Annotated in this window: 24 protein-coding genes and 1 tRNA gene; 14 read left to right on the top strand and 11 right to left on the bottom strand. The window is 72.6% G+C overall.

The features are described 5' to 3' along the window. The first annotated feature begins 6 nt into the window (after positions 1-6). From SZN_RS07540 to SZN_RS07545, 3 genes are read left to right on the top strand one after another with little or no spacing between them, the layout of a single operon-like run. On the top strand, positions 7-363 hold the full coding sequence (locus SZN_RS07540; protein ID WP_007492979.1) for a hypothetical protein: 357 nt from the start codon (positions 7-9) through the stop codon (positions 361-363). Continuing rightward, entirely contained in the window at positions 360-782 is a 423-nt protein-coding gene (locus SZN_RS38345; RefSeq protein ID WP_106432617.1) for an ATP-binding protein, read from the top strand. The genes SZN_RS07540 and SZN_RS38345 overlap by 4 nt, the downstream gene beginning before the upstream one ends. Positions 783-786: 4 nt before the next feature. Next, the gene (locus tag SZN_RS07545; protein ID WP_007492982.1) at positions 787-1,119 is read left to right on the top strand and encodes a hypothetical protein; all 333 of its coding nucleotides are present in this window, start codon (positions 787-789) and stop codon (positions 1,117-1,119) included. Positions 1,120-1,299: 180 nt separating this feature from the next. On the opposite strand, the gene SZN_RS07550 is transcribed toward SZN_RS07545, so the two are convergent. The 3 genes from SZN_RS07550 to SZN_RS07560 all read right to left on the bottom strand — a co-directional run bounded on the left by SZN_RS07550 (position 1,300) and on the right by SZN_RS07560 (position 5,072). Beyond that, positions 1,300-1,375, bottom strand: a tRNA-Arg gene (locus tag SZN_RS07550). Between the two features lie 450 nt (positions 1,376-1,825). Beyond that, positions 1,826-3,469 (bottom strand): IclR family transcriptional regulator domain-containing protein, encoded by a 1,644-nt coding sequence (locus tag SZN_RS07555; protein ID WP_007492984.1) that lies wholly within the window; start codon positions 3,467-3,469, stop codon positions 1,826-1,828. Positions 3,470-3,791: 322 nt separating this feature from the next. Then, positions 3,792-5,072 carry a M6 family metalloprotease domain-containing protein gene (locus tag SZN_RS07560; protein ID WP_007492986.1) on the bottom strand — a complete coding sequence of 427 codons (1,281 nt, stop codon included), beginning with the start codon at positions 5,070-5,072 and terminating at the stop codon, positions 3,792-3,794. A 301-nt stretch (positions 5,073-5,373) separates the two neighbouring features. Between SZN_RS07560 and SZN_RS07565 the strand changes: the two genes are divergently transcribed. Both SZN_RS07565 and SZN_RS07570 read left to right on the top strand, forming a co-directional pair. After that, positions 5,374-6,018, top strand: coding sequence for a TetR/AcrR family transcriptional regulator (locus tag SZN_RS07565; protein ID WP_007492988.1), 645 nt, complete (start codon positions 5,374-5,376; stop codon positions 6,016-6,018). Between the two features lie 474 nt (positions 6,019-6,492). Then, positions 6,493-8,034 carry an MFS transporter gene (locus SZN_RS07570; RefSeq protein ID WP_043729143.1) on the top strand — a complete coding sequence of 514 codons (1,542 nt, stop codon included), beginning with the start codon at positions 6,493-6,495 and terminating at the stop codon, positions 8,032-8,034. 103 nt (positions 8,035-8,137) lie between these two features. On the opposite strand, the gene SZN_RS07575 is transcribed toward SZN_RS07570, so the two are convergent. Continuing rightward, complete coding sequence (locus SZN_RS07575; RefSeq protein WP_043729147.1) at positions 8,138-8,680, bottom strand: MarR family winged helix-turn-helix transcriptional regulator; 543 nt, start codon at positions 8,678-8,680, stop codon at positions 8,138-8,140. Between the two features lie 186 nt (positions 8,681-8,866). Between SZN_RS07575 and SZN_RS07580 the strand changes: the two genes are divergently transcribed. From SZN_RS07580 to SZN_RS07590, 3 genes are all read left to right on the top strand, one after another. Further along, positions 8,867-9,670, top strand: a complete 804-nt coding sequence (locus SZN_RS07580) for a dioxygenase family protein (protein WP_007492993.1) — start codon at positions 8,867-8,869, stop codon at positions 9,668-9,670. A gap of 401 nt (positions 9,671-10,071) precedes the next feature. Further along, positions 10,072-11,070 carry a sigma-70 family RNA polymerase sigma factor gene (locus SZN_RS07585; protein WP_007492994.1) on the top strand — a complete coding sequence of 333 codons (999 nt, stop codon included), beginning with the start codon at positions 10,072-10,074 and terminating at the stop codon, positions 11,068-11,070. 309 nt (positions 11,071-11,379) lie between these two features. Beyond that, on the top strand, positions 11,380-12,024 hold the full coding sequence (locus SZN_RS07590; protein ID WP_244313319.1) for a TetR/AcrR family transcriptional regulator: 645 nt from the start codon (positions 11,380-11,382) through the stop codon (positions 12,022-12,024). A gap of 423 nt (positions 12,025-12,447) precedes the next feature. Here SZN_RS07590 and SZN_RS07595 read toward each other — a convergent pair whose 3' ends face one another. Beyond that, positions 12,448-13,425, bottom strand: a complete 978-nt coding sequence (locus SZN_RS07595; RefSeq protein WP_208865773.1) for a helix-turn-helix transcriptional regulator — start codon at positions 13,423-13,425, stop codon at positions 12,448-12,450. A gap of 62 nt (positions 13,426-13,487) precedes the next feature. Between SZN_RS07595 and SZN_RS07600 the strand changes: the two genes are divergently transcribed. From SZN_RS07600 to SZN_RS07620, 5 genes are all read left to right on the top strand, one after another. Beyond that, positions 13,488-15,065 carry an MFS transporter gene (locus SZN_RS07600; protein WP_007492997.1) on the top strand — a complete coding sequence of 526 codons (1,578 nt, stop codon included), beginning with the start codon at positions 13,488-13,490 and terminating at the stop codon, positions 15,063-15,065. 265 nt (positions 15,066-15,330) lie between these two features. Further along, positions 15,331-16,092 (top strand): DeoR/GlpR family DNA-binding transcription regulator, encoded by a 762-nt coding sequence (locus SZN_RS07605; RefSeq protein WP_007492998.1) that lies wholly within the window; start codon positions 15,331-15,333, stop codon positions 16,090-16,092. After that, on the top strand, positions 16,089-17,039 hold the full coding sequence (gene pfkB / locus SZN_RS07610; RefSeq protein WP_007492999.1) for a 1-phosphofructokinase: 951 nt from the start codon (positions 16,089-16,091) through the stop codon (positions 17,037-17,039). Before SZN_RS07605 ends, pfkB begins: the two co-directional genes overlap by 4 nt. 151 nt (positions 17,040-17,190) lie before the next feature. Beyond that, on the top strand, positions 17,191-19,215 hold the full coding sequence (locus SZN_RS07615; protein WP_007493000.1) for a PTS fructose transporter subunit IIABC: 2,025 nt from the start codon (positions 17,191-17,193) through the stop codon (positions 19,213-19,215). 117 nt (positions 19,216-19,332) lie between these two features. Next, positions 19,333-19,599, top strand: coding sequence for a hypothetical protein (locus tag SZN_RS07620; RefSeq protein ID WP_007493001.1), 267 nt, complete (start codon positions 19,333-19,335; stop codon positions 19,597-19,599). A gap of 99 nt (positions 19,600-19,698) precedes the next feature. Here SZN_RS07620 and SZN_RS07625 read toward each other — a convergent pair whose 3' ends face one another. The 4 genes from SZN_RS07625 to SZN_RS07640 all read right to left on the bottom strand — a co-directional run bounded on the left by SZN_RS07625 (position 19,699) and on the right by SZN_RS07640 (position 24,322). Beyond that, positions 19,699-20,445, bottom strand: coding sequence for a DUF6227 family protein (locus SZN_RS07625; RefSeq protein ID WP_007493002.1), 747 nt, complete (start codon positions 20,443-20,445; stop codon positions 19,699-19,701). 188 nt (positions 20,446-20,633) lie between these two features. Further along, positions 20,634-21,851: an Ig-like domain-containing protein gene (locus tag SZN_RS07630; RefSeq protein WP_050815027.1), complete on the bottom strand. Its 1,218-nt coding sequence runs from the start codon at positions 21,849-21,851 to the stop codon at positions 20,634-20,636. Positions 21,852-22,018: 167 nt separating this feature from the next. Beyond that, the gene (locus SZN_RS07635) at positions 22,019-23,047 is read right to left on the bottom strand and encodes a P1 family peptidase (protein WP_043729127.1); all 1,029 of its coding nucleotides are present in this window, start codon (positions 23,045-23,047) and stop codon (positions 22,019-22,021) included. 39 nt (positions 23,048-23,086) lie between these two features. After that, complete coding sequence (locus SZN_RS07640) at positions 23,087-24,322, bottom strand: low temperature requirement protein A (protein ID WP_043729130.1); 1,236 nt, start codon at positions 24,320-24,322, stop codon at positions 23,087-23,089. Positions 24,323-24,505: 183 nt separating this feature from the next. On the opposite strand from SZN_RS07640, the gene SZN_RS39650 reads away from it, so the two are divergent. Then, positions 24,506-24,682 carry a hypothetical protein gene (locus SZN_RS39650; RefSeq protein WP_007493006.1) on the top strand — a complete coding sequence of 59 codons (177 nt, stop codon included), beginning with the start codon at positions 24,506-24,508 and terminating at the stop codon, positions 24,680-24,682. 23 nt (positions 24,683-24,705) lie between these two features. Here SZN_RS39650 and mscL read toward each other — a convergent pair whose 3' ends face one another. Continuing rightward, positions 24,706-25,185, bottom strand: a complete 480-nt coding sequence (mscL, locus tag SZN_RS07645) for a large conductance mechanosensitive channel protein MscL (protein WP_007493007.1) — start codon at positions 25,183-25,185, stop codon at positions 24,706-24,708. Positions 25,186-25,314: 129 nt separating this feature from the next. Further along, positions 25,315-25,594: RcpC/CpaB family pilus assembly protein (locus tag SZN_RS07650; RefSeq protein WP_007493008.1), on the bottom strand; the 280-nt coding region annotated here is incomplete at its 5' end.

The raw sequence follows: 25,594 nt of genomic DNA on the forward strand, positions 1-25,594 counted from the left end.
CTGCCCATGACCACCGACTCCCGCCCACTGCTGTTCGGTTACCTCCGGGTGTTACCCGGCATGAACATTGACAGCGTTGTCCAGACGCACCGCCAGCTGGCGGCGTTCGCCCGAAGCCGGGGCTTCGTGCTCGGCAACGTGTTCGTGGAGACGAAGTGGCAGCAACTGACGTCGTGGGTGGCGATGACCAACCGCTGTCGGCGCGACGGCGTCCGCAACGTCGCTGTTCCCTCAACCGAGCATCTCAGCACGGTCGCTCCCCTCGCCGACATTATGTGCCAGGAGATCGAGGGCGACATTGGCGGACGACTGTGGGTCGTGCTGCCGACCGCGGGCCCGGCCGAACAGGAGGCCCGGCAATGAACGCCACCTCCTACACAAGCGAGCTGGAGCTTGCCGCGCGAACCGAATCCGTGCGGTGGGCGCGACGACACACAAGAGGCGTTCTGGGCGCGTGGCGGCTCCGAGGCGACCACATTGATACTGCTCAGTTGATCGTTTCAGAACTCGTCACGAACGCCGTGAGGCATGAAGCCGGGCGACGGGACTCGACCGACGAACCGCGTGTGACGCTGACGCTGCACTGCGAACCTGCCCAGCTCATCGTGCTCGTGAGTGACGGCAACCCGAATCCACCCGTGGGCAACGGTGCAGTGCCTCATGCCGCTGAAGGCGGAAGAGGATTGTTCATCGTGGAGGCCGTGTCGAAGGAGTGGAGTTACTACTTTCCTCCGACCGGCGGCAAAGTTGTCTGGTGCATCCTCGCGCTCGGTTCGGAGTGAAGCGGTGGCACGAGTCGAGCCAGAACCGGCGTATGGGTACCTACGCGTCATCGATCTGCCTGACGGTGAAGTCGAGTTACTCGAAAAGCAGTTGGATGAGTACGCCAAGGCGCACAACTTGGTGTTGCTCGACGTGCGCAAGGAACGGTACCGACTGCTGCGGATCGATGAATTCACTGCCTGGCTCATTGAGCTAGAGGTACAGCACCTTGTTGTTCCGTCAGTCGAACATATCACCACGCACCCGATTGCGCGGATGCTGTTCTGTCAGGCCGTGTACCTTGATGCGGGGGTGGAGCTGTATGAGGCGGGCGCTGACGGCGAACTATTAGGGTAGCTTTCCGTAACAATTTTCACTACCCACAGGAACATAATTCCTTTAATCTGGCAGCCGTGCTGGGTAGCACCCACACCCCAACCAGCCAAAAGACCCCCAGGGCGCTACGCGCCACTGGGGGTCTATCCGGGGAACCCTGGGCCCCTGTTGCCAGGGGTGAGGGTTCGAAAACAACTACTTTGGTGCCCCCGGCAGGATTCGAACCTGCGACACCCGCTTTAGGAGAGCGGTGCTCTATCCCCTGAGCTACGAAGGCGAGGAACGCGCGGATCTTTGTGTGATCCGGCGACTAGCCTAGCGGATGCGGGATCGGTCGTGCGCAGGTTCCTGTTTGTGCAGGTCAGTGGGGGTCCCCGGGGTGTGGCCGGTGGTGGGTGTGTCCTCCTGCCGCTCGGCGCGGACCCGGGGCGGGCCCACCCCCAACCCGGTCTGCGCCCCGCTCCACCCAGGCTGGGGCCTGCCCTCCCTCCCGGGCCGAGCCCGCCCCCAACCCCGGCTGCACCCCGGATCTCCCCGGGCCGAGCCGCCCGCCCCCACGGAGGGCGAGCCGCGCGCCTGCCCCGGCTGCGGCGGGCCCCTCGCCCCGGCCGCGCCGCCCGCCGCCGGTCTGGGTCCGCCGCCCTGCCCAGGTCAGATCGTCCCCTGCACAAGCCCAGCCCGGTCCCCCCGGCGGGTCCGGCCGCGCGCCGTGTCCGGGGTGGCCGGGTCAGGAGAGGGGGAGGCGGGTGAAGCGAGTCGCTACGCGCAGGTCCTTCTCCACCCGGTCCGCCGTTTCCGTCAGCGCCGGCAGGACGTCCCGTACGCATTCCCGCGCCGTTCGCCGGGCCGCGTGCGTCGGTACGCTCAGCGCGGCGACCACCCGGCCCGTACGGTCCCGTACCGGCACCGCCACCGCGCGCAGCCCCGTCTCCAGTTCGCCGTCGACCAGGGCGTACCCCCGGGTCCGTACCGCCTCCAGTTCGGCCGTCGGGCGGGCCGGGTGCGGGAGGCCGGCCAGCAGGACCCGGCCCGTGGCCGTCGCGTACGCCGGGAGACGGGTGCCCACCGCGATGTCGACGCTCATCACGCGGCGGGTCGCCGCCCGTGCGAGGCACTGGATCTCCTCGCCCGACGCCGTGAGCACCGCGAGGGACGCCGACTCGCCCAGGCGGCGCGCCAGTTCGGCGAGGTGGGGGGCCGCGAGCCGGGAGAGCGAGATGCGGGACAGGGGCGGGAAGCCGAGGGACAGCACGCGCGGCGTCAGCCGGAAGCCTCGGGTCCCCGACTGCCGTACGAGGCCCAGGTGTTCGTAGGTGATGAGCGCGCGGCGGGCGGTGGCGCGCGCCAGTCCCGTCGCGCGGGCCACGTCCGTGAGGGTCAGCTCCGTCCGGCCCGCGCCGAAGGCGGTCAGGACGGTCAGCCCGCGTGCCAGCGACTCCACGAACTCCCTGCCCAGTTCCTGCTTCGAGGCACCGGTCCAGGTCGCGAGCCCCGCCGGGGACTGCGTGGCACCGGGCCGCGGTGCCTCGCGCAGCTCGCGTTCCATCGCCGCCGCGGCCGTGCGCAGTCGGGGGAGGAGCGTGGTGCGCAGGCCGGTGGCGGTGTGCCGGCTGGTGTGGCTCACGACGCTCGCCACGCACGCGATACGGCCGTCGCCGCGCGGGTCCCGGACCGGGACCGACACGGCGACCAACCCCGGCTCGATCAACTGGTCGTCCAGCGCCCAGCCCTCGTGCCGGGCCCGCGCCACCCGGAGTTCGAAGTCCGCGTCCGCAGCCACACTCAAGTTCCCCTCCACTGGGTCGAGTTCGCGGGGCGGTACGGCCGTGAAGGCGCGGTCCCGCGGATCTGCCGCCCGGCGTTCGCGCCACGCCTGCCACCCAGCCTCGTCCCACTCGGTGGCGAACAGCGGCCCCGGGGCGGTGCGTTCGGAGGGCAGCAGGTCGCCGATGCGGAAGCTGAGGGACATCGCGCGGCGGCGGGTCACCTGGTGGACGAAGCGGATGCCGTCGCGGTCGCCGACCGCCAGGGAGACGGACTCGTCCAACTGGTCGGCCAGGGCGTCGGCGTGACCGGAGAGCAGGTCGGGCAGGGCGAGGGCGGCCAGGTAGGCGTTGCCCAACTCCATGACGCGGGGCGTCAGGACGACGTCGCGGCCGTCGAGACGGACGTACCCCATGCGGGCGAGGGTCGCGGTGATCCGGTCCACCGTGGAGCGCGCGAGCCCGGTCGCCCGCTCCAGGGCGCTCGCGCTGAGCGTCCCGTCGGCCTCCGTCAGCCGGCGCAGCACCGCCACGCCCCGGATCAGCGGCGTCACCGCCTCGTCCGGTACGGCGGCACGGTCGGCCAGGGGCTTCGTCAACGGGGGCATGGGCGGCATCGGTTCTCCGGTACGGCGTTCGCAGCAGCCCCCACCGTAATCCGGCCCGCGCGGCCGAAACCCCCATGCCCCCACAGGGACGCCCCCGTGCCCGCACCCCCGCACTCCGCAGGACGCCCCCATGCCCGCACACGTGCGCTCAGCAGGACACCCCGACCCCGCGCACCCGCCCCGGCAGGTACGCCCCCATGCCCGCGCATCCGCCCCCGCGCCCGCCCCGCAGGGACGCCCCAACTCCGCACACCCGTAGGCCCGCACCCCCGTAAGCCCGCACGCCTGTAAGCCCGCACGCCCCGCCCCCTACCCCCGCCCCCTACCCCCGCTCCACCCGAATCCGGTACGTCCCGTCGAGGTCCGCCCCCAGCACCGACACCCGCACCCCCCGCTTCGCGTCGCGGAACTCCTCGCCCGGGGTCAGGGGCGCGTCGGAGAGCTCGGCCTGGACGTTCGGGCTGCGGGTGCAGCCGCCGCTGTCCTCGCGGGAGTCCTGGACCTTCACCGGGCCCATCCCCGTGTCGACGTCTGCGTCGACCCGGTAGACGAGGATGCCGGGACGGCACACGGACTCGTCGTTCCCCTCGCGGGTGCGCAGTTCGACGGCGTAGCCGCTCCTGCCGTCCAGCGGTATGACGACCAGTTTCCGGCCCCCCGCGCGGGCCAGCGGGGTCAGGGTGTACTCGGAGCGGCCGGGCGCGGAGGCGCACCGCACCTGGGTCCGGTCCAGCCAGCCCAGCTTCCACTTGTGCCAGCCGAGCAGATCGTTGTTGGCGCCCCAGTCCTCGCTCATGATGTCCCAGTGGCCGACCGCACCGCCGCCCTCGGCGGTGTAGAGATCGGGGAGGCCGAAGACATGGCCGTTCTCGTGGGGCAGGACCCGGTAGCCGGTGCGGTGGTAGGTGCCGGAGCCGTCGTCCTGGCGGGAGTAGACGAAGGACGCGTTGGTGACGGAGACGCCGTCCGCGACGGGTGCCTCGGTGTTCCCGGCGAACGTCACCGACAGGACCGTGTCCAGGGCGGAGGGGCCGGCGTTCGGGGTGACCAGGACGTTCAGGAAGTCGTACGCGCGGAAGTCCACCCGCGGGTCGGCGGCGACCACGATGTCCTGGACCAGCCGGCGGTACCCGGGGTCGAAGGGGGCGCCGCGCTCTATGCCGTACTCCTGGAAGGACTTGGGCATCCGCAGCCAGCGGGGTATCGGGGTCTCGGGGCGGTAGTCGAGACGGCCGTAGGAGCTGGTGCGGAACCAGTCCTGGGTCTGCGGGAAGAACTCGCCGTACCGGTCGAGCGCGCTGCCCTTGCCGGGCGCGTCCGGGAAGTCGACCATCACGGTCAGGGCGCGGACGGTGCCCGTGGAGCGGACGTAGCCGACCGGTGTGGGGACGCCCTCCGACATCTGGATCGTGGGTCGTCCGCTGATCATGCAGGGGCCGAGGACGGAGGAGTGCTCCGGTGATATCGGTCCCGCCCCCACCGCCGTCGAGGTGCCCGCCGCGAGGCGCCCGGTGCCCGCCGAGGTGCTGACCGCCAGCGTCAGGGCGGTCACGGAGGCGAGGGCGGCCGCACGGCGGGGGCGTATGCGGCGGCTCGGCTGCATGCATGGGCCTCTCAGTCCATGGCAGCTCGCCCGACTGCGCGCTGCACCCTCCCGATCACCCTGTGTCGGGGGATGCGGGGGCGCGCGCTGGAAGAGACCGAACGTGGGTTTCTTCCGTACGAGCCTGTGACTCAGGTCACAGGGAATCTTTCCCGGTGCGGGAAATAAACGGGGACCTCTTCCCCGTTTAGCCCTGTGTCCGCGCGAAACGGGGATACCTTCCCCGGATCGCGGCCCACCGGAACCGCCGGCCACCGGAAACCCCGGAGAGCGCCGGAGTCCCCGCAACCAGGAGTGCACCGTGCAGACCGTGACCCCCGTACCGCGCAAGGCGGCCCGGCCGCGTGCCGACGCCCTGCGCAACCGGGAGCGGATCGTCACCGCCGCCCGGGAGATGTTCGTCGAACTGGGCCCTGACGTGCCGCTCGACGACATCGCCCGCCGCGCCGGCGTCGGCAATGCCACGGTGTACCGCAACTTCCCCGATCGCGACGCGCTGGTGCGCGAGGTCGTCTGCTCGGTCATGGACCGTACGGTGGCCGCCGCCGAGCTGGCGCTCGCCCAGACCGGGGACGCCTTCGAGGCTCTGGAGCGCTTCGTGCACACCGCCGCCGACGAGCGGATCAGTGCGCTGTGCCCGATGGTCCAGAGCGCGTTCGACCAGCACCACCCGGATCTGGAGGCATCGCGCGAGCGGTGCGAGAGCCTCATCGGGGCGATCATGGACCGCGCCAAGGCGGCCGGCCAGCTCCGCTCCGACGTGGACGTCGGCGATGTGATGATCGCCGCCGCCCAGCTCAGCCGGCCCCCGGCCGGCACCGGGTGCGACATCGCCGACCGCTACGCCCACCGCCATCTCCAGCTGTTCCTGGACGGACTGCGGGCCCCGGCCCGCTCCGTCCTGCCGGGCGCGGCGCTGACCATGGAGGACCTGCGCAAGGTCTGACACGACGACGAGCCCGACCGGCTCACCCCTCGTACCCGTACCCGTACTCCAACTCGAACCTCCTACTCGTTCGGCACAGCCGACGGGCGGCGGCGCGCAGCGCAGCGCGCGCAGCACCCGAGCGGGCTCACCGCCCGCGCCCCGGCTCCCTGCGGCGTGCCCGAGCGCGCCGTGCGGCCCGGCGAGCGACACCGACGCGTGCCGCCCGGCCCCGTCCCGCCGAATCCCACCGCCTCCACCGGCCCGTCACCGTCGACGAGCCGTCCCTCACCTCGTCCTTTTCCGCCACCGAGTCCGACGCCGACCCCGTGCCCCGACCCCGACCCCGGCCTCTTTCCGTCACCAAGTCCCGATCTCCGTCACGAAGTTCCGACCCGGGTCCTGAAGTCCCGACCCGTGTCCCGAAGTCTCGATCTCCGTCACCAAGTCCCGATCTCCGTCACGAAGTCCTGAAGTCCCGAAGTGGGTACCTCCATGTCTGAAACAGCCGTCAAGGCTCCCGGCAGCGCCCTCGGCGCCGCCGACTCGAACCGCTGGAAAGCGCTGGTCTTCATCGCGCTCGCCCAGCTGATGGTCGTCCTCGACGCGACCATCGTGAACATCGCCCTGCCGTCCGCCCAGCAGGACCTCGGCATCTCCGACGGCAACCGGCAGTGGGTCGTCACGGCCTACGCCCTCGCCTTCGGCGGTCTGCTGCTGTTCGGCGGCCGGATAGCCGACCTGTGGGGCCGCAAGCGCGCCTTCGTCGTGGGCCTGGGCGGTTTCGCCGCCGCGTCCGCGCTGGGCGGCGCGGCCACCAACGAGGCCATGATGTTCGGCGCCCGCGCCCTCCAGGGCGTCTTCGGCGCGCTGCTCGCCCCGGCCGCGCTCTCGCTGCTCGCCGTGATGTTCACGGACGCCAAGGAGCGCGCGAAGGCGTTCGGCATCTACGGCGCCATCGCCGGCGGTGGCGGTGCCGTCGGTCTGATCCTCGGCGGTTTCCTCACCGAGTACCTGGACTGGCGCTGGACGTTCTTCGTCAACATCCCGTTCGCCGTCGTCGCCGCGGCCGGCGCCTGGTTCGTCATCCGTGAGCCCGAGGGCGGCCGCAACCGCTCCACGCTCGACATCCCCGGCGTGATCCTGTCCACCCTCGGTCTGGTCGCGCTGGTCTACGGTTTCACCCGCGCCGAGTCCGAGGGCTGGGGCGACCCGCTGACGGTCGGCATGTTCGTCGCCTCCGGTGTGCTGCTGCTCGCCTTCGTCCTGGTCGAGTCCAGGGTCAAGGCCCCGCTGCTGCCGCTGCGCGTGGTCACCGAACGCAACCGCGGCGGGATCTACCTCTCGCTCGGCCTCGCGATCATCGCGATGTTCGGCCTGTTCCTCTTCCTGACGTACTACCTGCAGATCGTGAAGGGCTACTCGCCGGTCAAGACCGGTTTCGCCTTCCTGCCGATGATCGCGGGCATGATCACGGGCTCCACCCAGATCGGCGCCCGCCTGATGAACCGGGTCGCGCCGCGCCTGCTGATGGGCCCCGGCTTCCTGGTCGCCGCCGTCGGCATGCTGCTGCTGACCCAGCTGGAGATCGGCTCCTCGTACACCGCGCTGCTGCTGCCGGCGATGCTGCTCCTCGGTCTCGGCATGGGCACCGCGTTCATGCCGGCGATGTCGCTGGCCACGCAGGGCGTCAAGCCGCAGGACGCCGGTGTCGCCTCCGCGATGGTCAACACCTCGCAGCAGGTGGGCGGCGCGATCGGCACGGCCCTGCTGAACACCATCGCCGCCTCGGCGACCACGGCGTACGTCGCCGACCACATGGGCGGTGCGACCAGCCGCTCCCAGCAGCAGCTGGTCCAGCTGGAGGCCATGGTGCGGGGCTACACCAGCGCGATCTGGTTCGCCGTCGGCATCCTGGTGGTGGCCGCGGGCATCGCGCTGACCCTGGTCAACGCGGGCCGTCCCGGCGGCACCACGGTGGCCTCCTCCGAGGAGGGCGCGGCCGAGGAACTGGCGGTGCCGGTCGTCGCCCACTGACCCCGCGACGGCACACCCCTGCGGGACCAGGCGTGCGTACGGGGAGGGGACGCCCCGTACGCACGGCCTCCGAGGACCTGCCCCGGCTCCCCGGACGAGCGGTTCAGCGGAGCCAGGGCAGGTCCGCACCCGCTTCGCTCGGCTGAAGGCCCTCGGCGACGATCTCCATGATCTCGCCGAGGGCCTTCTGCTGTTCCGGCGTCAGCCGTTCGAACAGCGCGCCGCGGACGGCGGCCACATGGCCCGGCGCGGTCCGCTCCAGCACCGCCAGACCCTCCGTGGTCAGCACCGCGAACTGGCCGCGCTTGTCGTCCGGGCAGTCCTCGCGGTGCACCCAGCCGTTCTTCTCCAGCCGCGAGACGGCGTGCGAGAGCCGGGAGCGGGTGATCTTCGCGTGCATCGCCAGCTCGGTCATCCGCAGCCGGCGGCGCGGTGACTCGGCGAGCGCGACCAGGAGCCCGTAGTAGATGTGCGGCATACCGGCGTCCCGCTGGAGCTGGCGGTCCAGGTGGTCGTCGAGCAGGGTCGTCGCCTCGATGTACGAGCGCCACACGCGCTGCTCGCCGTCGGTCAGCCAGCGCGCGTCCGGCGCCGCCCCGGCCGGGGGAGCGGACGCGTGCGGGGCGGAGGTCGGTGCCGTGTTCATGCGCTCCACTGTACGAGAGTTCTCCTTGAAGTTTGAACTAAATCGGCGTACCGTTCCTCAGGAAGAAGCTTTAGATTTGAAGCACCTGAGTGCACCTGAAGCAACTTGAAGATGTCTGAAGCAACTCGAAGATGCCTGAAGCAGCCTGAACCGCCCAGCCTCAGCTCTCCGGAGGGAGCCGCCGCCATGACCGCCGCCGCGCAGGAGTCCGCCGCCACGCAGGAGCGCATGCCCGCCCTCTACCTCAGCCACGGCGCGCCGCCGCTCGCGGACGACCCGCTGTGGCCCGCCGAACTCGCCGCCTGGTCCAAGGACCTGCCCCGCCCCCGGGCGATCCTCATGGTCAGCGCCCACTGGGAGGAGGCCCCGCTCGCCATCGGCGCCACCGAGCGCGTCCCCCTCGTCTACGACTTCTGGGGATTCCCCGAGCACTACTACCAGGTGACCTACGCCGCCCCCGGTGCCCCCGCGCTCGCGGAGTCCGTACGCAAGCTGCTGCGCGCCCCCGGTACGCCCGTCCAGGACATCCCGGACCGCGGTCTCGACCACGGCGCCTACGTCCCGCTCGTCGAGATGTACCCCGACGCCGACATCCCGGTCCTGCAGATCTCCATGCCGACCCTGGACCCGGTGCGGCTGATGGACATCGGCCGCAGGCTGGCACCGCTGCGCGACGAGGGCGTGCTGATCGTCGGCTCCGGGTTCTTCACCCACAACCTGGCCGCCCTGCGGCAGGGCGGCACGCCCGCCTGGTCGGCGGAGTTCGACGCCTGGGGCCGTACGGCCCTGGAGAACCGCGACTGGGACGCCCTGCTGGACTTCCTCCACAAGTCCCCGGCCGGCCGGTACGCCCATCCGCGCACCGAGCACTTCGCCCCGCTCTTCGTGACCATGGGCGCCGCCGAGGCGGCCGGTGAGCTCGCGGCGCAGAAGTCGGTGATCGACGGATTCTGGATGGGCCTCGCCAAGCGGTCGGTGCAGTTCGGCTGAGCCGCCCCGCCCTGGCAACCTTCGACCGGTGCGGGCCGTCTACAGGGGAGAAGGACGTCGGGACCGTCCCCCGGCGTGAACACCGCGGTACCGGACGTGACGACCGTCTCGTCCGCCCGGTGTCACCGGGTGCCGCCGGGGGTGTCCGGGAGGCTCCCGGCGCCCGGTCTGACCTGGGCCTCCGTGCCCCGGGGCGATGTCGTGCCCTGCCATGCGGCCGACAGGGTACTGCAAGATCAGAAAAATAGAGGGGTCGGCGGGGAATTCTGTCCTGATTCCAGTCGTTGTTTCCATCGGATGCAGGGCACTCGACAAGAGTCCCAAGCGTTCAAAGGACCACCGCCCGCCCTCCCCCCACTCGATCCGTTCGAGCGAGGGGACCACACCGCAAGGGAGCACGCATGGCAACCCGTGCCGTCGCCCGTCGTCAGTCCGCCGCCGGCGAGTCCGGCGCCGGGGCACGCAGTGCCCGCGCCCGTGGCGGCGAGATCGCGGACCGCGACCTGGTCGGCATGTACCTGGACGAGATCGCGCGCACGCCGCTGCTGGACGCCGCCAGGGAAGTCGAGCTGTCGCAGACGATCGAGGCAGGCGTCTTCGCGCGACAGGTCCTCGACGGCTTCGAGGACTCCAAGGCCGGCGCCACCCGCGAGGAGCTGGAAGCGCTCGTCGACGAGGGGGAGCGCGCCAAGGACGTCTTCATCCGCTCCAACCTCCGCCTGGTCGTCGCGGTGGCCCGCCGCTACCCGCGCAGCGGCCTGCCCCTGCTGGACCTGATCCAGGAGGGGAACGCGGGTCTGGTGCGCGCGGTGGAGAAGTTCGACTACCGCAAGGGCTTCAAGTTCTCGACGTACGCGACCTGGTGGATCCGCCAGGCCATCACCCGCTCCATAGCCGACCAGTCGCGCACCATCCGGCTGCCCGTCCACCTCGTGGAGGAGCTGGGCCGGATCCGCAGGGTCCAGCGCGAGTTCAACCGGGAGAACGGCCGGGACCCCGAGCCCGCCGAGATCGCCGCGGAACTCGGCTCCACCCCGGAGCGCGTCTCCGACGTCCTCGACTGGGCCCGCGACCCCGTCTCGCTGAACATGTCGGTGGACGACGAGGGCGAGACCCAGTTCGGCGACCTGCTGGAGGACACCTCCGCGGTCTCCCCGGAGCAGTCGGTGCTGACCCTGCTGCGCAGCGAGGAGCTGGACGACCTCATCGGCCGCCTCGACCAGCGCACGGCGTCCATCATCAAGATGCGGTACGGCATCGAGGACGGCCGTGAGCGCACGCTGACCGAGGTGGGCAAGGAGCACGGCCTCACCCGCGAGCGCATCCGCCAGATCGAGAAGCACGCCCTGCTGGAGCTGAAGAAGCTGGCGCGCAGCACCGGGTTCGACGCGGCCGCGTGACCCTCCGGGGGCGTACGCCGGGTGGCCAAAGACCGCGCAAACATGGCGGCGTAACGCCGCTTCAACTCACCCGGGCCGGGAACAAGACCTCCGGGCACGGCAGTTCACCCCACAGAGACCAAGTCCCGGAGCACTCCCCCCGGCGCCGGGACTTTCCCAGAGCCGGGCTTCGGCGCCTGTCCCCCCTGGTGCCGGGGCCCGGCTCCACGCGCGCGGGCAGCCCGGAGAAACGGTGGGGCACCCCGTACCTGAACCACGGGGTGGCCCACCGAATGGCAGATTGTGCCACATGGGCATAGCCTGCCGGACGTGAGCAGCCCCACCCCCGCACGATCTTCGGCCACCCCGTCCCTCACGGAACGGCGCAAGGCGGCGACCCGCATGGAGATCGCCCGCGCCGCGGCCGGCCTCTTCGTCACCCGGGGGCTGCGGGCCACCCGCGCCGAGGACATCGCCCAGGCCGCCGGCATCGCACCCCGCACCTTCTACCGCTACTTCGCCACCAAGGAGGAGGCGGTGGCCCCGCTCTACGCCGCCGGCGCCGAGCGCTGGGCCCAGGCGGTCCGCGAAGCCCCCGCCCGCCTCTCCGCCCCCGAGGCCCTGGCCCACGCGGTCCACCACACCCTGACCCCCGGCAGGGGCGTCTCCGAGAGTTCCTGGGACTGGGTGCGCACCCTGGTCCGCGTGGCCACCACCAGCCCCGCCCTGGGCAAGGTCTGGGCCGAGGTCTGCCACGACTCCGAACACGCCCTGGCCGAGGCGCTCGCACCGAGGCTCCCCGACAACGTTGCCGCCCCCCGCCTGGCCTTCACCGCGGCCGTGGCCGCCGCCGCGATCCGCGTGGCGGTGGAGACCTGGGCCGCCGGAGACGCCCCCGCCGTTGGCCCCGAAGGCCCGGCAGCCCTGGCCCTCGACAACCTCTCCCTCCTGACCGACTACCCCTGGCACCCCTGAAGACCCTCACCACCACCCCGCATCACAGCGGAACCCAGCGCCACCCCGTCCCCGCGGACCGCACCGGGCGCAAAGATTCACGTACGGCGGGAGGGAACAGCGCGGGGGGTGCGGGGGCCAGCCGCGTACGGCGGGAGGGGGCGGCGCTGGGGGTGCGGGGGCCAGCCGCGTACGGCGAGGAGGGGACGTGCCGGGGGTGCCCGCCCGCAGCGTCCGGCGTCAAGAGGGGCTGCACGCTCCGACCCGGGTCCCGGCCGGACCGAGGACGGACACCCCCCCGGCACGGCCCCGCACCACAACGCACCGCACGGCCCCGCCCCGCACCGCCCCGCACGGCCCCGCACCGCACCACACACAAGCGAAGCCCCGTGGCGTGGCCACGATCACCACACCGCACACACGCGAGCCCCCCAACCCGCCCCCTCACCCACCCCCCGCCCGATTCAACCGCCCCCCCAACTCCCTCACCCCCCGCACCAGTTCCTCGGGCGACTCCACTACGAACTCACAGCCCAGCATCGCCAGCCGCACAGCCAGCCACTCCACCGGATCCCCCACAGTCCCCCGCAACCGGCACCCGCCCCCGCCCTCACCCCCCTCCAGAGGCTCAGGCACCCCCAACCACCCCGGCACCCGAGCCCCCACCACCTCCGCCGGCAAGGCGAACCGCACCGAGAACGCATACGTCCGCCCCCGCCCCCACACCGACTGCCGCAGATACTCCGCCGCACTCCCGGTAGGCAACTCCCGCGGAGCGAACCGCGCCCCCGTGGCGACCGGCTCGCTCACCCGGTCCACCCGGAACGTCCGCCAGTCCCCCCGGTCGAGGTCGTACGCGACGAGGTACCAGCGCCGCCCGGTCGACACCAGCCGGTACGGCTCGGTCAGCCGCCGCGAGTCCGTCCCGTCCTTCGCCCGGTACGCGAACCGCAGCCGCTCCCGACCCGCCACGCACGAGGCCATCACGGTCAGCGTCTCGGGCGCGATGCTCGCCCCGTCCCCACTGGTCAGCGGCGTCGTCGCGGCCTGCAACGTGCTCACCCGGTGCCGCAGCCGCGCGGGCAGCACCTGCTCCAGTTTCGCCAGCGCCCGCACCGACGCCTCCTCCACCCCCTCGACCGCGTGCCCCGCCCCGGCCCGCAGCCCGACCGCGATCGCCACCGCCTCCTCGTCGTCCAGCACGAGCGGCGGCATCGCCTTGCCCGCGACCAGCCGGTACCCCCCGTCGGCCCCCATCGTGGCCTGCACCGGATACCCGAGCTCGCGCAGCCGGTCGATGTCGCGCCGCACGGTGCGCCGCGACACCCCGAGCCGGTCGGCGAGTTCGCCGCCCGGCCACTCGCGGGGCGTCTGAAGAAGGGAGAGGAGCGTCAGCAGCCGTGCCGGAGTATCCGTCGTCATGGTCGTGAGCATGCCGCACGAGTAGGACACGATCAGACCTACTGAGGCCATAACTTTGAGCCATGACCGCAACCGAGACAGAACCGGCGCGTCCGACCGGCGACCGGACCCAGCCCACCACCCCGTCCGACCCGGCAGGGGCCGCGGCGCAGGCCGCCCCGGCGGGCGACCGCCGCCGATGGTTCGCCCTGGCCATCGTGATGACCGCGGCGTTCATGGACCTCGTCGACGTCACGATCGTCAACATCGCCATCCCGTCGATCCAGCGGGAGGCTGGCGCGTCGTTCAGCCAGATCCAGTGGATCACCGCCGGCTACGCGCTCGCCTTCGCCGCCGGTCTGATCACGGGCGGCCGTCTGGGTGATATACACGGCCGGAAAAAGCTGTTCCTGATCGGTATCGGCGGCTTCACGGTCGCGTCGGCCCTGTGCGGCTTCGCCGCGGGCCCCGAGATGCTGGTCGCCTCCCGCATCCTCCAGGGCGCGATGGCGGCGCTGATGGTCCCGCAGGTCCTGTCGATCGTGCACGCCACGTTCCCGGCGCACGAACGCGGCAAGGTCTTCGGCCTGTTCGGCGCGGTCGTGGGACTCGGTGCGGTCACCGGCCCGCTGCTCGGCGCGCTGCTGACGGAGTGGAACCTGTTCGGTCTCGAATGGCGCCCGATCTTCCTGATCAACCTGCCGGTCGGCGTCGCGGGACTGATCCTGGGCAGCCGCTACATCACCGAGTCCAAGGCGCCGAAGGCGCTCAAGCTGGACCTCGTGGGCGTCACGCTGGTCACCGTCGGTCTGCTGATGCTGCTCTACCCGCTGACCCGCGGCCGTGAGCTGGGCTGGCCGGTGTGGGGGTACGTGTCGATGGCGGGCGCGTTCGCGGTCCTCGCGGTGCTGGTGCTCTTCGAGCGCCGCAAGGCGGCCCGCGACGGCTCGCCGCTCGTCGAACTGTCGCTGTTCAGGGTGAAGAGCTTCGCGGCGGGCATCGCCGTGCAGACCGTGTTCGGCGTGGCGCTCGGCATCTTCTTCCTGGTGTGGACGCTCTACATGCAGTTCGGCCTGGGCTGGAGCCCGCTGAAGGCCGGCCTCACCGGCATCCCGTTCTCGATCGCCGTCTCGACGGCGGCCGGTCTGTCCGTGCAGCAGCTCGTCCCGCGCTTCGGCCGCAAGGTGCTCCAGGCGGGCGCGCTGGTGATGGCGCTCGGCGTCCTGCTCTACATCGGGGAGGCGAACCGTTACGGCCTGTCCATCGCCCCCTGGCAGATGGCCCTGCCGCTGGTCGTGATGGGCGTCGGCATGGGGCTGATCGTCGCGCCGCTGACGGACGCGATCCTCTCCGAGGTGCCGCGCGAGCACTCCGGTTCGGCGTCGGGGCTGATCAACACCGTTCAGCAGATGGGCAACGCGCTCGGCCTCGGTCTGGTCTCGGTGGTCTTCTTCGGCGTCGTGGACGACCGGCTCGCGCGGGCCAAGGAGCCCACGGCGGCCGGCCTCGCCTTCGCGGACGGCTTCCAGAACGCGCTGTGGTGGGTCGCCGGGGTGCTGGGCGTGATCTTCCTGCTGATGTCGGCACTGCCCAAGCGGCCGGCGCAGCACGTCGAGGGCGCCGACGACGCGGCGCCGGGGGAGCCCGCGCTCGCGGGCTGAGAACGAGGCGCAGGGGCCCGGCACCGAACCCAAGGACCGCCGGGCCCCTTGCCGTATGCCCACGCCCACGCCCACGCCCACGCCCATGCCCACGCCCACGCCCGCGCCCATGCCGCTGCCCGTGCCCGCCCCGCCGTTTCCGCGCACCCCCCGCGCGAAAGCCCGTTCGTGCCCGATTGTGCCCGAACCTGTTTACTTTCCGGAGTTCCGCGCGTAATCTCCGAGCGAAACCACAAGTTCGGGCACAGCTCGGAGGGGAACGGACATGTACGCACCGGAGCGGCAGCAGGAGATCCTCCGCCTGGCCCGTGACGGGGGCCGGGTGGACGTGCTGTCGCTGGCCGAGGAGTTCCAGGTCACGGCGGAGACGATCCGCCGGGACCTGAAGGCCCTCGACCGCGCCGGGCTGGTCCGCCGGGTGCACGGCGGGGCGATCCCGGCCGGACGGCTGGACTTCGAGCCGGACCTCGCCGAGCGCGAGTCGACCGCGGCGGACGAGAAGGACCGCATCGCCAAGGCGGCCCTCGCCGAACTGCCCGCCGAGGGCACCGTGATCCTCGACGCCGGTACGACGGTCGCCCGGCTCGCGGGCGCGCTGCCGCTGGAGGCGTCCCTGACCGTCGTCACCCACAGCCTGCCCATCGCGGCCCGGCTCGCGGACCACCCCGGCATCCAGCTGCACCTCGTCGGAGGCCGCGTCCGGCACCGCACGCGCGCCGCCGTGGACGCCTGGGCGCTGCGGGCCTACGGCGAGATCCGGGCCGACGTCCTGTTCGTCGCCGCCAACGGCTTCTCCGCGGAGCACGGTCTGACCACCCCCGACCTCGCCGAGGCCGCCGTGAAGCGGGCCGCCGTGGCCGCGGCCCGCCGCGTGGTGCTGCTCGCCGACTCCGCCAAGCACGGTGAGGAGCACTTCGCCCGGTTCGGCGGCCTGGGCGACGTGGACCTGCTGATCACCGACAGCGCGCTGAGCGCCGCCGACGCCGCCGCCATCGAGGGCGGCGGCACGGAAGTGGTCCGCGCATGATCCTCACCGTCACCCCGAACCCGTCCCTGGACCGCACCTACGAGGTTCCCTCCCTGGAGCGCGGCGAGGTCATCCGCGCCTCCGGTGAGCGCATGGACCCCGGCGGCAAGGGCGTGAACGTCGCCCGTGCCGTCGCGGCGGCCGGCCGGCGCACGGTCGCGGTGCTGCCGCTGGGCGGCGCGCCCGGTGCGCTGGTCGCGGAGCTGCTCGCCGCCCAGGGCATCGAGGCCGCCCCCGTCCCGGTCGCCGGAGCCACCCGTTCCAACATCGCCCTCGCGGAGTCGGACGGCGTCCTCACCAAGATCAACGCGCCCGGTCCGCGGCTGTCGGCGGCCGAGCAGGAACTGCTGCTGGACACCGTGCGCGCGCACTCCCGCGCCGCGGACTGGATCGCCTGCTGCGGCAGCCTGCCCCGCGGACTGCGGCCGTCCTGGTACGCCGACGTCGTCGCGCGGGCGCACGCGGGGGGCACCCGGATCGCCCTGGACACCTCGGGACGCGCCCTCGTCGAAGCCGTACGCGCCCGGCCCGACGTGGTGAAGCCCAACGCCGAGGAGCTCGCGGAGGCGGTCGGGCGCCCCCTGGTCACGGTCGGCGACGCGCTGCAGGCCGCCGAGGAACTGCGGGGGATGGGCGCGGGCGCCGTGCTCGCGAGCCTGGGCGCCGACGGCCAGCTGCTGGTGGACGCGGCGGGCGCGTGGTTCGGCAGCGCGCACGTGAGGGACGTCCGCAGCAACGTCGGGGCCGGCGACTCCTCCCTCGCGGGCTTCCTGATCGCCGGGGGCGGCGGGCCCGAGGCGCTCGCCTCCGCCGTCGCCCACGGCGCCGCCGCGGTGCGGCTGCCGGGCAGCGTGATGCCCGCGCCGGGCGACCTGGACCCGGCGGCCGTGACGGTCACCTCCGACGTGCCGGTCGGCCGGGCCCTGACGGAGCCGGTGACCGCGTGAGCACGGACCCCGCCCCGCCCCTCGAAGCCCCGCCCCCCACGGCACCCCCGCCCCCGTCCCCCACGGCACCCCCGCCCCCCACGGCACCCCCGCCCACCAGCCTCCCCGCCCACCAGACTCCCCGGGCGATACGCGTGCGAAGGAGCCCGCGATGAGCGACATGATCACCGCGGACCTGGTCGATCTCGACCTGTCCGCCGACACCAAGGAAGCGGCGGCGCGTGCCCTCGCCGCGCGCATGGCGGCCCTGGGCCGGGTGACCGACCTGGACGGCTTCCTCGCCGACGTGGCCGCCCGCGAGGCCCAGATGCCGACGGGCCTCGACGGCGGCATCGGCATCCCGCACTGCCGCAGCGAGCACGTCACCGAGCCCACGCTCGCCTTCGGCCGCAGCGCCGCCGGCGTCGACTTCGGCGCGGCGGACGGCCCCGCCGACCTGATCTTCCTGATCGCCGCCCCGGCGGGCGCGGACGACGCCCATCTGACGATCCTGTCGTCGCTGGCCCGGCAGTTGATGAACACCGCGTTCACGGACGCGCTGCGGGCGGCGCGGGACCCCGCCGGCGCCGCCGCGCTCATCCGGGGCGAGGAGCCCTCCGCGGCCGCTGCCGGACCCGAGAACTCCGTGGCGCCGCCGGTGGCGGCCTCCGCCGACGACGCCACGGACCCCGCGCCCGCCGCCGAGCGACCCTTCCGCATCGTTGCCGTCACCTCCTGCCCCACCGGTATCGCCCACACCTACATGGCCGCCGAGTCGCTGGAGAACGCCGGCCGCGAGGCGGGCGTCGAACTCGTCGTCGAGACCCAGGGCTCGGCCGGCTTCACCCGGCTCGACCCCGCCGTCATCGCCGCCGCGGACGGCGTGATCCTCGCCCACGACGTCCCCGTACGGGAGAAGGAGCGGTTCGCGGGCAAGCCGACCGTGGACACCGGGGTGAAGGCGGGCATCAACCGGCCCGCCGAACTCGTCGCGGAGGTCCGCGAGAAGGCCGCGCGCGGCGAGGTCACGGCCGCGGCCCGGCCCGGCTCCACACCCGTGCGCCGGACCGGCGGACCGGGCGAGGGCTACGGCACGAAGCTGCGCACCTGGCTGATGTCCGGCGTGAGCTACATGGTGCCCTTCGTCGCCGCGGGCGGGCTGCTGATCGCCCTCGGCTTCGCGATCGGCGGATACCAGATCAACGAGGCCGCACCCGTCACCGAGCGCTTCGACTGGGGGCAGGCCGACAGCTGGGGCGCGCTGCTGTTCCAGATCGGCGGCGTCGCCTTCGGCTTCCTGATCCCCGTCCTGGCCGGCTACATCGCCTACGGCATGGCCGACCGGCCCGGCCTCGTCCCCGGGTTCGTCGGCGGCATGATCGCCGCCGACATCAACGCCGGGTTCCTCGGCGGTCTCGCCGCCGGTCTGCTCGCCGGTGCCGTGGTCCTGGCCGTCCAGCGCGCCGGTGTCCCGCCCGTGCTGCGCGGCATCATGCCGGTGGTCGTGATCCCGCTGGTCTCCTCGATGACCGTCGGATTCCTGATGCTCGTGGTGATCGGCAAGCCCATCGCCTCGGCCCAGAAGGCCATGACGGACTGGCTCGGCGGCCTGTCCGGCGGCAACGCCGTCCTGCTCGGCGTCCTGCTCGGCCTGATGATGTGCTTCGACCTCGGCGGCCCGGTCAACAAGGTCGCGTACGCCTTCGCCACCGGAGGCATCGCCGTGCAGGACCCGAGCGGCTCCGCGATGAAGGTGATGGCCGCGGTCATGGCGGCCGGCATGGTCCCGCCCCTGGGCATGGCCCTGGCCACCACGATCCGCCGGAGGCTGTTCACCCCGGCCGAGCGCGAGAACGGCAAGGCGGCCTGGGTGCTGGGCGCCTCCTTCATCACCGAGGGCGCGATCCCCTTCGCCGCCGCCGACCCGCTCCGGGTCATTCCCGCCTCCATGGCGGGCGGCGCGGTCACCGGCGCGCTGGCCATGGCCTTCGGCTCCACCCTGCGCGCCCCGCACGGCGGGATCTGGGTCACCTTCCTGATCGGCAGTCCGTTCCTGTACCTGCTGGCCATCGCGGCCGGTACGGCGGTCACGGCCGGCCTCGTGCTCCTGCTGAAGGGAATGCGCGCGGCGGCCCCCGGCGTCTCCCCGGCCGAGGGGTCCGCGGCGGCGCCGGAGAAGCGCCCCGTGGCGGTGTGAGCGCGGCAACCGCCGGGCGCGCCCGCCGCTTTCGGCCACGGTGAGCCGTTCACGGCACCTGCGAGATTCGTCACGGTCCGGGTCGAATGGCCCGGACCGTGGTGTCTACTGGTGCCCATGCCTGAGCACGTCTCGATCCTGCAGCTGCTGGGCCCCATCGTCCTCGCGCTGGCAGCCGTGCTGTGGGCGAAGGGGCTGATCCGCCTGCTGCGCCGCTACCGCCCCGTGGAGCCCCGCCGCCTTCCCGGCGCCGCGCTTCCCGGCGCCGCGCTCCCCGGCCTGCCGGAACAGCGGCGGACGGCCCCCGACCGGGAGGCCGTCGAACTGACCCCGGCCGAACGGGACGCCTTCGCGGGCCTCGTACGGCGGCTCGGCGACCGCTGAGCCCCGCGCGCGCCTCCCGGCGGGGCGGACGACGCCGATGTGACGGCACCGGGCGGGCCGGGCCGCTGGGAGAGCCGGGCCGCTGGTAGCGCCGCACCGCTAGGAGAGCCGGGCCGCCCGCCGCTCCATCGCGTCGCGGGCCGCGTCCTCGGTGACGTAGACCTCGCACATGTGCCGCCCGTCCGGCGTCGCCGTGTGCTCGACTTCCCAGAGGGAGACCTCCTCGCCGTCGTGCAGCAGGAAGGCGTGCTCGTAGAGCGAGAAGCACGGCCCGGCGCGCCCCGTGCGGCACGGGCGCCCGAAAGCCTGGGTGATCTGGTGGGCGAACGCCGTGGCCAGCAGGGCGGCCGTGTCCGCGCCCGGACGGTCCGCGTTCTCCGCGCGCCGCAGCAGCCGCCGGGCGTGGTCCGCAGAGTCGTCCGGCAGGTAGGTGTGGCGGGGTGCGGGCACGGGGGACAGCTGCACGGTCACCGGCAGTTCGAAGTCCGGCGCGTCCGGCGGTAACGGCAGACGCGCGGTCGCGGCGTGCAGCTCCTCGTCGTCGGCGTAGACCTCGTGCTGGGTGTGGTGGCCCCGGGCGGTGTTGTGGACGAGCTCCCACAGGGTGAGCGCGGAGCCGTCGGCGAGCAGCCAGGTGTGCCGGTACGTCTCGCGGTGCAGGCCCGCGCTGTGGTGCGCGGAGTGCAGCGAACTGTCGTGTGCCAGCGCGCAGTCGAGCTGCCGTATGGTCTCGTCCGGCAGCTCGAAGGAGTTCAGGGCACGGCCGAGGAGTCGCGCGAGGTGCTCCTCCGGAGACTCCGGCGACTCGGGTGGTTCGTACGCTGCGGTCTCGTACGGAACGCTCAAGGTTTCTCCCGGCGTTGCTGCATGTCACCTTGTGGGTGCATACCGTAGCCCCTCGGTCGGACATCATGTCCGGGAACCGGGGAAACGTACGTCCGGTAGAACGCGCGGGCCGCGCGAGAAGTTCCCGCGCGGCCCGTCGAACCGTCAAGAATCCCTGTTCGCAGCGTACTTCGGCGTCCCGGCGCCGCTCAGGCGGCGCTGCCCGCGACCCATTCGTCCCACGTCAGGTTCCAGCCGCTGAAGCCGTTGTCCGGCTTCACCTGCTTGTCGGGGGAGTTCTTCACGATCACCACGTCGCCGAGGATCGAGCTGTCGTAGAACGACCTGCCGGGAGTGGCGCCCTGTCCGCCCTTCACGTCCGCGAGACCGACGCAGCCGTGGCTGGTGCCCGTACGGCCGAAGGGTGGATTGCCCTTGTTGTACCAGTAGTTGCCGTGGATGAAGGTGCCCGAGGTCGTCAGCCGCATCGCGTGCGGGACGTCGGGGATGTCGTAGGCGTTGGCGAGCCCGACCGTCCTGCTGTCCATGCGCAGCTTCTCGTACTTCTCGGAGATCACCATCTTGCCGTTGTACGTGGTGAATTCGGGGCTGCCCGCCGAGATCGGCACCGACTTGACCGTCTTGCCGTCCCGGACGATCGTCATGGTCTGCGTGTCGACGTCGACCGTGGAGACCTGCGAGCGCCCGATGGTGAAGGTGACCGTCTTCTTCTGCACGCCGTAGACGCCGTTCGCGCCCTCGACCCCGTCCAGGTCGATCTTCATCGTGACCTTGGAGCCGGCCTTCCAGTAGTCCTGCGGCCGGAAGTCGATCCGCTGCGCGCCGAACCAGTGCCCGACCACCTTCTGCCCGCTGCTGGAGGTGACCTCGATACGCGACTGGACGGCCTTCCTGTCGCTGATCGCCTTGTCGAAGGTGAACGACACCGGCATCCCGACACCGACCGTGGTGCCGCCGTCGGGCGTGTACGTGCCGATGAAGCTGTTCGCTTCGCTGACCGTGGTGAAGGTCGAGCCGGCCTGCACGGACCGGCCGTCGGCGCCCTTCGCGGTGGCCGCTATCGCGTACTTCGTGCCCCGCTCCAACTGCTCCCGGGGCCGCCAGGTGCCGCCGTCCGCGGACAGCGAACCCGGCACGGCCGCACCGGTCTGCGCCGCCTTCATCCGCACGCCGGTCAGCTTGCCGCCGCTGACCTTCACCCCGGTCGCGTTGATGGACGCCCCGGTCGAGCCGTCCTTCGCCGAGATCACGATCTTCGCGGCCGACGTCCCCGGGGAGTCCTTGCCGCCCTTGCCGTCGTTGTCGGCGCGGGCGCTTCCGCTGCACGCGGTGAGTGCCAGGGCGCCGATCACCAGGGCGGCACAGGCCCCCCGGGTGCGCCACGCTGCTATGTCCGGCGTTGTCACGATCAGCTCCAAGATCAGTACGTGCGCGGGATCCGTTCCGTCGCACGGTGGTAGAGGCCACCGCCGGGGCACGGGTTCCGCGCGTACGCGGTGAACGCCGTCACGTGACACAACCGCGACAATCGATCCGCCGCGGGCGGCGCACACCGCCTCCGACGGGCCCGGTGCTACGGCTCCCCGTACAACTCGCCGTACGACGGCCACATTCCGCCCGGACCGTCCACCGACGCGGCCGCGCGCACGGCCCGGGTGATCGCGCGCGTCACCGTGTCCGCGCCCGCCGCGAGGATCTCGTTGAGCGCGAGGGGCTGTCCGGCGTCCAGCGCGACGGTCCCCGTGGCGAGCGCGAAGACGGTGTCCCCGTCGTTGAGCAGATGCACGGGCCGCACCGCCCGCGCGATGCCGTCGTGTGCCGTGCCCGCCAGCTTCTGCGCCTGCGCCTTCGACAGCCCGGCGTCGGTGGCGACCACCGCCAGGGTCGTGTTCAGCGGCGGCGGAGTGTTCCGCGCCGCGAGGGCGGCGAGCCTGCCGCGCGCGGCGTCGTGGACCTTCGCGTCCGGATACCTGACCCGCCCCTGGAACAACTCCCCGTACAGCACGCCCGTTTCGGGATCCACGGCCGACCCCGCCGCGTTGGCCACGACCAGCGCGGCGACCGTGATCCCCGAGCCGAGGACGGTGCTCGCGGTGCCGACGCCGCCCTTCAGCAGTCCCACCACGGCCCCGGTGCCCGCGCCCACGCAGCCCTCGCGCACCTCCCCGCCCGGCTCACCGGCCGCGGCCGCCTCGACGGCCGCCCGTCCGATCGCCGCGTCCGGCCGCGCCCGGAAGTCGCCGCCGCGTCCGAGGTCGAAGACGCAGGCGGCGGGCACCACCGGCACGACGTGCGCCGGATCCGGCCCCACCCGCACCCCGCGCCGCCGCTCCTCCAGCCAGGCCATCACCCCGGACGCCGCGTCGAGTCCGTAGGCGCTGCCCCCGGTCAGCACGAGCGCCTCGACCTTCTGCACGACGTTGCGCGGATCGAGGGCGTCGGTCTCCTTCGTCCCCGGCCCGCCGCCGCGCACGTCCACGGCGGCCACGGCCCCGCCCTCGGGCGCGAGGACGACCGTGGTGCCGGTGAGCCAGCCGTCCCCGGTGCGTGTCGCGTGGCCCACCCGCAGTCCGGCGACATCCGTCAGAGCGTCAACAGTCATGCGCCCAGTCTGGTCCAGCACGGCCGGGCGCCGGGCCGGTCAGCCCACCGCCGCCCGTGTCGCCACCCGCTGCCGCGCCGCCATGCGCGCCGACAGGGTCTCCCCGGTCGCCACCGCCAGCGCCGTGACCAGGCCCGCCGCGAGCACCGCCCACTCGCCCAGGAACGTGCAGCAGATCACCAGCAGGGCCGCGCAGGGCAGTACCAGCTGCTGGGCGATGCCCACCTTGAAGTACCGCGAGTGCAGCGCCCACACCGTGAGCAGATACAGCGCCGTCGGCAGCGTCACCGCGGCCGACGCGGCCAGCGTGGAGATCTCCGCCTTGCCGACGGCCTGCTCCACCGCCACCTCCAGCCCCGCCCCGATCGCCGCCGCCGAGGCGAACACCACGTAGTGGCCGTAACCCCACAGGAACGCCTGCCGATTGGAGCGCAGATGGCCGTGGATCGGCACCACGAAGTAGATCCACCACGCGGCGAAGATGATCAGCAGCCCGCCGGCGGCGATCGGCAGCAGCTCGCCCAGCGCGTCGTTCTCCTCGATGCCGGTCTTGACGGCGATCGTGGCGGCGGCGACGGTCTCGCCGAGCACGATGATCGTGAACAGCCCGTAGCGCTCGGCGATGTGGTGCGGGTGCCAGGCCGTCGGATGGTTCCGCTCGGCGAACGGCGGCACGCACATCTCCAGGACGGCCATCGCGAGGAACCACCAGCCCCGGACGTCCTCGGGCAGCAGCACCAGGCCCACCCAGCCGATCTGGCACAGCAGGACACCGACGGCGTATCTGAGGGCCATCGTGCGCTCGGGGCCGTCGTTGGACCGGGCCACCCGCAGCCACTGCCCGACCAGGGCCAGCCGCATGATGACGTAGCCGATGAGCACGGCAAGGTACGCGTGGTCCTGGAACGCCCGGGACACCCCCGCCGCCAGGACCAGCACGCCGGCGATCTGGACCAGCGTGACGACGCGGTACAGCACGTCGTCGTTGTCGTAGGCGGAGGCGAACCAGGTGAAGTTCATCCAGGCCCACCAGATGGCGAAGAACACCATCGCGTAGTTCAGGATCCCCTGGCCCGCGTGGCCCTCGGCGACCGCCTGCACCAGCTGGATGCCCGCCTGCGCGATGGCGACGACGAAACACAGGTCGAACAGGAGCTCCAGCGGCGTCGCGACCCGGTGCGCCTCGCCCCGGCCGCGGGCCCTCAGTCTGCGCAGCGGGCGGCGGAGCCCCGGCTGGCGGGGCGGGTCCGGCAGGGGAGTGGAACTGGACGTCATGGGGACAAGCACAGCAGATGAGGCGGGGATTCTCTCCCCCGGCGCCCCGCCGTGCGGGAACGCCGGCCGCGCCCCGCCGGCCGCGCCGCCGTCCGTGCCCGCCGCGGACCGCGGACCAGGAGTGCCGCCGCCCGTGGGCCGCCGTCCCGCCGAGCCCGGCGCCGGGGGCCGTACCCTGGACGGATGAGCACCGCCCCCGCCTCCGAGCCGCGCGAGCCGAAGCCCGCGCTGATCTTCGACGACCCGATGGACCGGCAGTCCTCGGACGACACGGACCGCGGCTGGGGCGAGCGGCCGACGGGCGACAGCGCCGCCGACCTCAGGCGCTTCCTCGACGAGAAGCCGCCGCACCACCTCTGAGCCGCGGCCCGCCCCGCGAGGCGCTACGGACGCTCCGGCTCCGGACCGCCGCGCCGGGCGATCAGCTCGTCGCGGATCTCCTTGAGGACCTCCAGCTCGGTCACCTCCATGACCTCCTGGGTGCTCTCCTTCGCCTGGCGGCGGGCCTCCGCGCGGGCCAGGTACTTCGCCATGGGCAGGACCATCAGGAAGTAGACGACGGCCGCGGTGATCACGAAGGTGAGCGCGGCCCCGAGCACCGCACCCCACTGGATCATGATGCCGTCCGTCACGGTGCCGTCGGCGGCGACCGTGCAGGGCGCCTTCAGGCACGACCTGTAACTGTCGAGGTTCTTCGTGCCGATCGCGCCGACCAAGGGGTTGATGACCCCCTTGACCACCGAGTTCACGATGTTGGTGAACGCGGCACCGATGACCACGGCGACCGCCAGGTCGACGACGTTCCCGCGCAGCAGGAACGCCTTGAAGCCCTCCCAGACGCCCGGTTCCTTGTTCTCGCTCACCGAAGAGCCACCCCTCGCACAGACACGTTGTGGAACAGACCGCTCCGCAACCTACGTCAGTGCTGGGCCATTCTGTCCAATGGGGTCCCTCCGACGAGGGACTTGACAGCGTGTCGCGCTTGCTCTGGATCACCACAGCGTCACCGCGAGCCGTGCCGTGGCCCCCGCGCCCGCCAGCCGCGCCGCGGTGGGCCGCGGCACCGACAGCACCACCAGTGCCCCGTCCTGCGCCGAGGCGTCCGGCGGTCCTGGCACCTCGGTCACCCGGGCGCCGCGCGCGACCACCTCGGCGGCCTCGCCCCGCGCCCCCTCCCGCGCGGCGATGACGTCGACCCGGTCGCCGGGCCGCAGCAGACCGGCGGCCGCCGCGTCGGCGACGCGCACCGGCGCCGACACGCGCTCCACGGCC

The organism is Streptomyces zinciresistens K42, assembly GCF_000225525.1.
GTDB lineage: Bacteria > Actinomycetota > Actinomycetes > Streptomycetales > Streptomycetaceae > Streptomyces > Streptomyces zinciresistens.